A 291-nucleotide genomic window follows, 5' to 3' on the forward strand; every position below is an offset into this window, starting at 1 on the left:
TCGGCCACTTTGAAGCTGATACCGTACTTTCTGGCAAACGTAAAGGTCAAGCTGTGGCTACTTTTGTGGAGCGTAAGAGTCGCCTGACAATTGTTAAACGGCTCCATGGTCGCGACAGTCAGTCAATGACTCAAGCCGTACTTGAACTAGCTAGTCAACTTCAAGACAAGCTCAAGACGCTTACCGTAGATCATGGTAAAGAGTTCGCTAACTACCAGGCAATTGAGCAGCGAACTGGTACTCCGGTTTATTTTGCCCATGCTTATTCACCACATGAACGCGGTAGTAATG

1 protein-coding gene is annotated in these 291 nt (G+C 47.1%); it reads left to right on the plus strand.

All coding sequences use genetic code 11. The annotated features are described in order from the left end of the window. A partial coding sequence (locus tag H5975_RS09305) for an IS30 family transposase (RefSeq protein ID WP_204785646.1) occupies positions 1–291 on the plus strand: 291 nt, incomplete at both ends.

It is taken from the genome of Limosilactobacillus coleohominis (assembly GCF_016901675.1).
GTDB lineage: Bacteria > Bacillota > Bacilli > Lactobacillales > Lactobacillaceae > Limosilactobacillus > Limosilactobacillus intestinavium.